Here is a 6,181-nt window from a genome sequence, read left to right as displayed (position 1 = left end):
CCAGCACGCCTTCGCGGTCGCTGGCCGGGCCCAGGGTGGCGACGATCTTGGTGCGACGGATGGGGTCGTGGATGGGGGCGTGGGGCGGAAGCGTCATGGTGTCCTCGGCAAGACCAGGATGGCACGGAAGTCGTTGACGTTGGTGCGGGTCGGCCCGGTGACGATGAGCCGATCCAGCGCCTGGAAGAAAGTATACGCGTCGTTGCGTGACAGGTAATCGGCCGGCTGGAGCCCCTGCGCCTTCGCCCGGGGCCAGTCGTCGGGCGAGAACAGCGCGCCGGCGTTGTCCTCGGAGCCGTCGATGCCGTCGGTGTCGATGGCCAGGGCGTGAATGCCCGGGGCTCCGCCCAGCGCCTCGAACAGGCCCAGCAGGTACTCGACGTTGCGCCCGCCACGGCCGTCGCCGCGCACGGTAACGCTGGTCTCGCCGCCGGAGAGGATCAGCAGCGGCGCGGCGATCTCGTCGCGCGCCTCCAGCGCCAGCCGCGCCTGGGCACGGCCCAGCTCGCGGGCCTCGCCCTCGAGGTCGTCGCCCAGCACCTGCACCGTGGCGCCTGCCGCCTCGGCGGCCTGGCGCGCCGCCTCCAGCGCGTCACGGGCCCGCGCCAGGACGACGCTGTCGTCGCGTGCGAAGGCCTCATCGTCGGGCGATGGCGCCCCCTGGGCCTGCTCCAGATGGCGACGCACGTGGGCCGGTATCTCGATGCCGTAGCGCTCGAGCACCGCCAGGGCATCGGCCGGGGTCGAGCGATCCGGCAGGGTCGGCCCCGAGGCGATCTGCGTGGCGACGTCGCCGGGAATGTCGGAGATCAGCCAGGTCACCACCTGGGCCGGATGCGCTGCGGCGGCCAGACGGCCGCCCTTGATCGCCGAGAGGTGGCGGCGCACGGTGTTCATCTGGCCGATCGGCGCGCCGCAGCGCAGCAACTCGCGGTTGATGGCCTGTTTGTCGGCAAGCGAGATGCCCTCGGCGGGCAGCGTCATCAGCGCCGAGCCGCCGCCGGAGATCAGCGCGATCACGCGGTCGTCCTCGCCTAGTGGCTCGACGGCTTCGAGCATGCGCCGGGCCGCCTTCTCGCCCAGGTCGTCGGGCATCGGGTGGGAGGCCTCGAGCACCTCGATCACCTCGCATTTTTCACCGTGCCCGTAGCGGGTGACCACCAGCCCCGAGAGCGGCGCGCCGGGGCAGCGTGCCTGCCAGGCCCGCTCCAGCGCGGCCGCCATGGAAGCGGCCGCCTTGCCGGCGCCGACCACGACGGTGCGACCCGGTGGCGGGTCGGGCAGCAGGTTCGCCACCAGCGTATCGGGGTGCACGGCGGTGACGGCGATCTCGGCGAGGCGGTGCAGCCAGTCCGCCACGTCTACCGTGGGGTCCAGGGAAGGGAGTTGATGAGACATGGGCACACCTCGAACGAAAGACAACAACGACGGTAGCAGCAGGGTACGCAAGAAAAAAGCCCGGCGGCGGGCGGGGTCCAGCCGGGGATCCCGCCGCCGGGAACAGCCGCACGGAGTGCGGCCGGTTGGCGGGCGCCGGCCCGGCGCCCACCAGGAGGGAAGCGACAGCGTCGATGCCGCGCGACCGGCAGGCTGTTTACCGCCTCCTCGGATGCGATGGTTCAGTTGCCCACTTCGTGGTCGGCCAGCGCCTCCAGTGCGCGCAGGATACCGGCGTGATCCCACTCCCCGCCGCCGTGGGCGGCGCAGGCCTGGAACAGCTGCTGGGCGTTGGCGGTGCCGGGCAGCGCCAAATTGAGGCTACGTGCGCCTTCCAGCGCCAGGTTGAGGTCTTTCTGGTGCAGCTTGATCTTGAAGCCCGGATCGAAGGTGCGCTGGATCATGCGCTCGCCGTGCACGTCGAGGATCTTCGATTGGGCCAGGCCGCCGAGCAGCGATTCGCGCACCTTGGCCACGTCGGCGCCCGCCCTGGAGGCGAACAGCAGGCCCTCGGCCACCGCTTCGATAGTCAGCGCGACGACGATCTGGTTGGCCACCTTGCAGGTCTGGCCGGCACCGTGACCGCCGATATGCGTGATGGTCTTGCCCATCACCTCGAGAATCGGCCTGGCACGCGAGAAGCCCTCCTCGGTGGCGCCGACCATGATGGTCAGGGCCGCGTTGATGGCGCCACCCTCGCCGCCGGACACCGGGGCGTCGACGTACTCGCCGCCGGCCTCATGGACGCGCTTGGCGAAGCCCTGGGTGGCGATGGGGGCAATCGAACTCATGTCGATCACCAGGGTCCCGGGCTTGAGCCCTTCGATGACGCCGCCCTCGCCGAACAGCACCTGCTCGACATCGGGGGTATCCGGCACCATGGTGATGACGACCTCGGACTGCTCGGCCACGGCGCGGGGGCTGTCGAGCTCGCGCATGCCCTTCTCGGCCAGGGTGGCGTCCAGCGTGCCGCGCTTGACGGTGACGAGTTCGTGGCCGGCATCCAGCAGATGCCCCGCCATGGGACGGCCCATGATGCCAAGGCCAATGAAACCGATCTTGCTCATGATGCTTCTCCTTTCAGCTTGTCTTTATGGTGATCGTAGGCAAACGTTCTGAAACGCGTCGTGAGCGAAGGCAGGTCGGCCGCCGCCGGCGCGCAGTAACCGGAGTTGACTGGGTGCTCAATGAGGATTGCGAGCACCTCCGGCGGCCGAGATGCCGAGCGCAACAGCGTTTCACCGATCGAGCCAGCCCAGACCTTCTCGAGTTGTCGTGGCCGGCTTGTACTCGCAGCCGATCCAGCCGTCGTAGCCCAGCCGGTCGAGGTGGGCGAACAGGAACGGGTAATTGATCTCGCCGCTGCCCGGCTCGTGGCGCCCCGGGTTGTCGGCCAGCTGCACGTGGGCGATGCGGCCCAGGTGCTTCTCGATGGTCGGCGCCAGGTCGCCCTCCATGATCTGCATGTGGTAGATGTCGTACTGCAGCTTGAGGTTCTGGCTGCCCACCTCGTCGAAGAGCGCCAGCGCCTGCTCGGTGCGATGGAGGAAGAAGCCGGGAATGTCGCGGGTGTTGATCGGCTCGGCGAGCAGCAGGATGCCGGCGGCCTCGAGCTTATCCGCAGCGTAGCGCAAGTTCTCCACCAGGGTGCGGCGCGCCTGTTCCAGGCTCACGCCCTGGGGCTGGATGCCGGCCAGGCAGTTGACCTGCTTGCAACCGAGCGCGGTGGCGTAGTCGATGGCCTTCTCGACGCCGGCGCGGAACTCCTCGACGCGATCCGGGTGGCAGGCGATGCCACGCTCGCCGGCTCCCCAGTCGCCGGCCGGCAGGTTGTGCAGCACCTGCGTCAGGCCGTACTCGTCGAGCCGCGCCTTGATGTCGACGGCGGAATAATCATAAGGAAAGAGGTACTCGACGCCCTTGAAGCCGGCCTCGGCGGCGGCCTTGAAGCGGTCGAGGAAATCCTCCTCGGTGAACAGCATGCTGAGGTTAGCGGCGAACTTGGGCATATCGTTCTCCTCTGGGTCGTTAGTCTTGTCTGTGGGCTAATCCGGCGACAGGGCTACGAGGAGGCGCTGTGAATACATCCCTGTACGCTACCGATTCCTTCCCTGGAACCGGACCTCCTCTACGACCTGTCCCCGGCGCCCCTCGTCGCGTCCTGTGTATCTATCAGGTAAGGGCAGCGATCGAAGTCGGCGCATCCGCGTTGTTCTCGGCCAGGGCCTCGAACTCGTTGATGCCGTCGAGATCGGTGCCCATGGCGATGTTGGTCACTCGCTCGAGGATGATTTCCACCACCACCGGCACGCGATATTCGCGCATCAGAGCTTTCGCTTCTTCCAAGGCCGGCGCGATTTGGTCCGGCTGGGTCACGCGCAGCGCCTTGCAGCCGAGCCCTTCCACCACCGAGACGTGATCGACGCCGTAGTCGTTGATCTCGGGGCAGTTGACGTTCTCGAACGAGAGCTGCACGCAGTAGTCCATGTCGAAGCCGCGCTGGGCCTGGCGGATCAGCCCCAGGTAGGAGTTGTTCACCAGCACGTGGATGTAGGGCAGCTGGAACTGGGCACCGGCGGCGAGCTCTTCGACCATGAACTGGAAGTCGTAGTCGCCGGAGAGCGCCACCACCTCGGCCTCAGGGTCGGCCTTGCACACGCCCAGCGCAGCAGGAATGGTCCAGCCCAGCGGGCCCGCCTGGCCGCAGTTGATCCAGTGGCGCGGCTTATACACATGCAGGAACTGGGCGCCGGCGATCTGCGACAGGCCAATGGTACTGACGTAGCGGGTGTTCCTGCCGAAGACCTTGTTCATCTCCTCGTAGACCCGCTGCGGTTTCACCGGCACCTCGTCGAAGTGGGTCTTGCGCAGCAGGGTACGCTTGCGCTCCTGACACGACTCGGCCCAGGCGCTGCGATCCTTGAGCGTGCCCGCTGCCTTCCGCTCGCGAGCGAGTTCGACGAACAGCTCGAGCGCCGCCTTGGCGTCGGAGACGATGCCGTAGTCGGGGCCAAAGATGCGCCCGATCTGGGTCGGCTCGATGTCGACGTGGACGAACTTGCGCCCTTTGGTATAGGTCTCGAGGTTGCCCGTGTGGCGATTGGCCCAGCGATTGCCGATGCCCATCACGAAGTCGGATTCGAGCATCGTGGCGTTACCGTAGCGGTGCGAGGTCTGCAGCCCCACCATGCCGGCCATCAGCGGATGGTCGTCGGCGATGCTGCCCCAGCCCATTAGCGTGGGAATGACCGGCACGCCGGTGAGTTCGGCGAACTCGACCAGCAGCTCGCTGGCATCGGCATTGATGATGCCGCCGCCGGCAACCAGCAAGGGGCGCTCGGCCTCGTCGAGCATGGCCATGGCCTTCTCGGCCTGGGCGCGTGAGGCGCTGGGCTTGTAAGCCGGCAGCGGCTCGTAGGTGTCGGGGTCGAACTCGATCTCGCTCAACTGCACGTCGATGGGCAGGTCGATCAGCACCGGCCCCGGGCGCGAAGAGCGCATCAGTTGGAAGGCCTGCTGGAAGGCGCGCGGCACCTGGGCTGGCTCCAGCACGGTGACTGCCCACTTGGTCACCGGCCCGGCGATGGCCTGGATGTCGACCGCCTGGAAGTCCTCCTTGTGCAGCTTGGCGCGTGGCGCCTGGCCGGTGATGCACAGGATCGGGATGGAATCCGCGCTGGCCGAATAGAGCCCGGTGATCATGTCGGTACCGGCGGGGCCGGACGTGCCGATGCAGACGCCGATATTGCCGGCCTGGGTACGGGTATAACCCTCGGCCATGTGCGAGGCGCCCTCGACGTGGCGCGCCAGCACGTGGTCGATGCCGCCGATCTTGCGCAGGGCGGCGTAGAAGGGGTTGATGGCGGCGCCGGGCACGCCAAAGGCGACATCGATGCCCTCCTTGCGGAGCACGTGAACGGCGGCTTCTGCTGCGGTCATACGAGCCATGACGGATCCTCCCGTGAGTGGCGACCAGATTGTTTTTGGAAAATATTTCTGTATTTCGAGATTAGAACCCCGCGCCCGTGTCGTCAACAAGGGTTGGAAAATATTTTCATAAAAATTCTTAGGCACAAAAAAGCCCAGGAAAAACAAATGCCTGAGCTCTCTCGATCCGGAAGGTTCAGAGCGTAATGCGCAGCGCCAGCGGGTGCTCGTCGCAGTTGTTGCCCTCGCCGCCGCGATCCACCACCAGGAACTCCCCTTCGCGCTCGAGCACCGACTGGATGGCATGCCAGGTGCCGGCGCGGTAGTTGACGCCCTGACGGCCATCGGTGACGAAGGCGCGCACATCGGCGGGGTCGATGCTGTCGCCCGGCGGTGCCACCACGATCACGAAGCGCTCCTCGTGCAACGGCATGAAGGCCTGGCTGCCCTGGGGATGGCGTTCGAGAAAGTCGAGCTCCAGCGGGATCGAGACCGGCTGGCTGACGAAGATGCTGATCAGCGTCCTCGCCTGCTCGCCCAGGGTCTCGACCCTGGCCAGGTCGTGGTAGCGCCGGGTGCGCCCGCCATTGATGTGAAAGTAGTCGGCCGTGCGAGTATCGATGACGTCGCCGAAGGGCACGAAGGCCTCAGGCGTCAACGGCTCGGCTTTGAGTTCCAGCATGTCAGCCTCTCGTTTTTTCGGCAGTCGCCCATATCGCCGGGGCTGTTCCGGCGGCAGGCCTGCGAGGAGGCGCTGTGAACCCATCCCTGGGCGCTACTTTTGCCCTGCGGCGCTCTCGCATCCTGCTCCGCTTGC

General features: G+C 66.9%; 5 protein-coding genes. All 5 read right to left on the bottom strand.

What is annotated here, in order from left to right; genetic code table 11:
• Nucleotides 1–93: 93 nt before the first annotated feature.
• The 5 genes from DIS04_RS10510 to DIS04_RS10490 all read right to left on the bottom strand — a co-directional run bounded on the left by DIS04_RS10510 (nt 94) and on the right by DIS04_RS10490 (nt 6,046).
• Complete coding sequence (locus DIS04_RS10510) at nt 94–1,398, bottom strand: glycerate kinase type-2 family protein (RefSeq protein WP_111413702.1); 1,305 nt, start codon at nt 1,396–1,398, stop codon at nt 94–96.
• Nucleotides 1,399–1,619: 221 nt separating this feature from the next.
• Nucleotides 1,620–2,504 (bottom strand): 2-hydroxy-3-oxopropionate reductase, encoded by an 885-nt coding sequence (locus DIS04_RS10505; protein WP_111413701.1) that lies wholly within the window; start codon nt 2,502–2,504, stop codon nt 1,620–1,622.
• Nucleotides 2,505–2,675: 171 nt separating this feature from the next.
• The gene (gene hyi, locus DIS04_RS10500; protein ID WP_111413700.1) at nt 2,676–3,446 is read right to left on the bottom strand and encodes a hydroxypyruvate isomerase; all 771 of its coding nucleotides are present in this window, start codon (nt 3,444–3,446) and stop codon (nt 2,676–2,678) included.
• 163 nt (nt 3,447–3,609) lie between these two features.
• Nucleotides 3,610–5,385: a glyoxylate carboligase gene (gene gcl / locus DIS04_RS10495; protein WP_111413699.1), complete on the bottom strand. Its 1,776-nt coding sequence runs from the start codon at nt 5,383–5,385 to the stop codon at nt 3,610–3,612.
• A 175-nt stretch (nt 5,386–5,560) separates the two neighbouring features.
• Nucleotides 5,561–6,046, bottom strand: coding sequence for an ureidoglycolate lyase (locus DIS04_RS10490; RefSeq protein WP_111413698.1), 486 nt, complete (start codon nt 6,044–6,046; stop codon nt 5,561–5,563).
• Nucleotides 6,047–6,181 lie beyond the last annotated feature (135 nt).

Source organism: Billgrantia lactosivorans, from assembly GCF_003254665.1.
GTDB lineage: Bacteria > Pseudomonadota > Gammaproteobacteria > Pseudomonadales > Halomonadaceae > Halomonas > Halomonas lactosivorans.
This window is presented reverse-complemented; position numbering and strand designations above follow the sequence as displayed.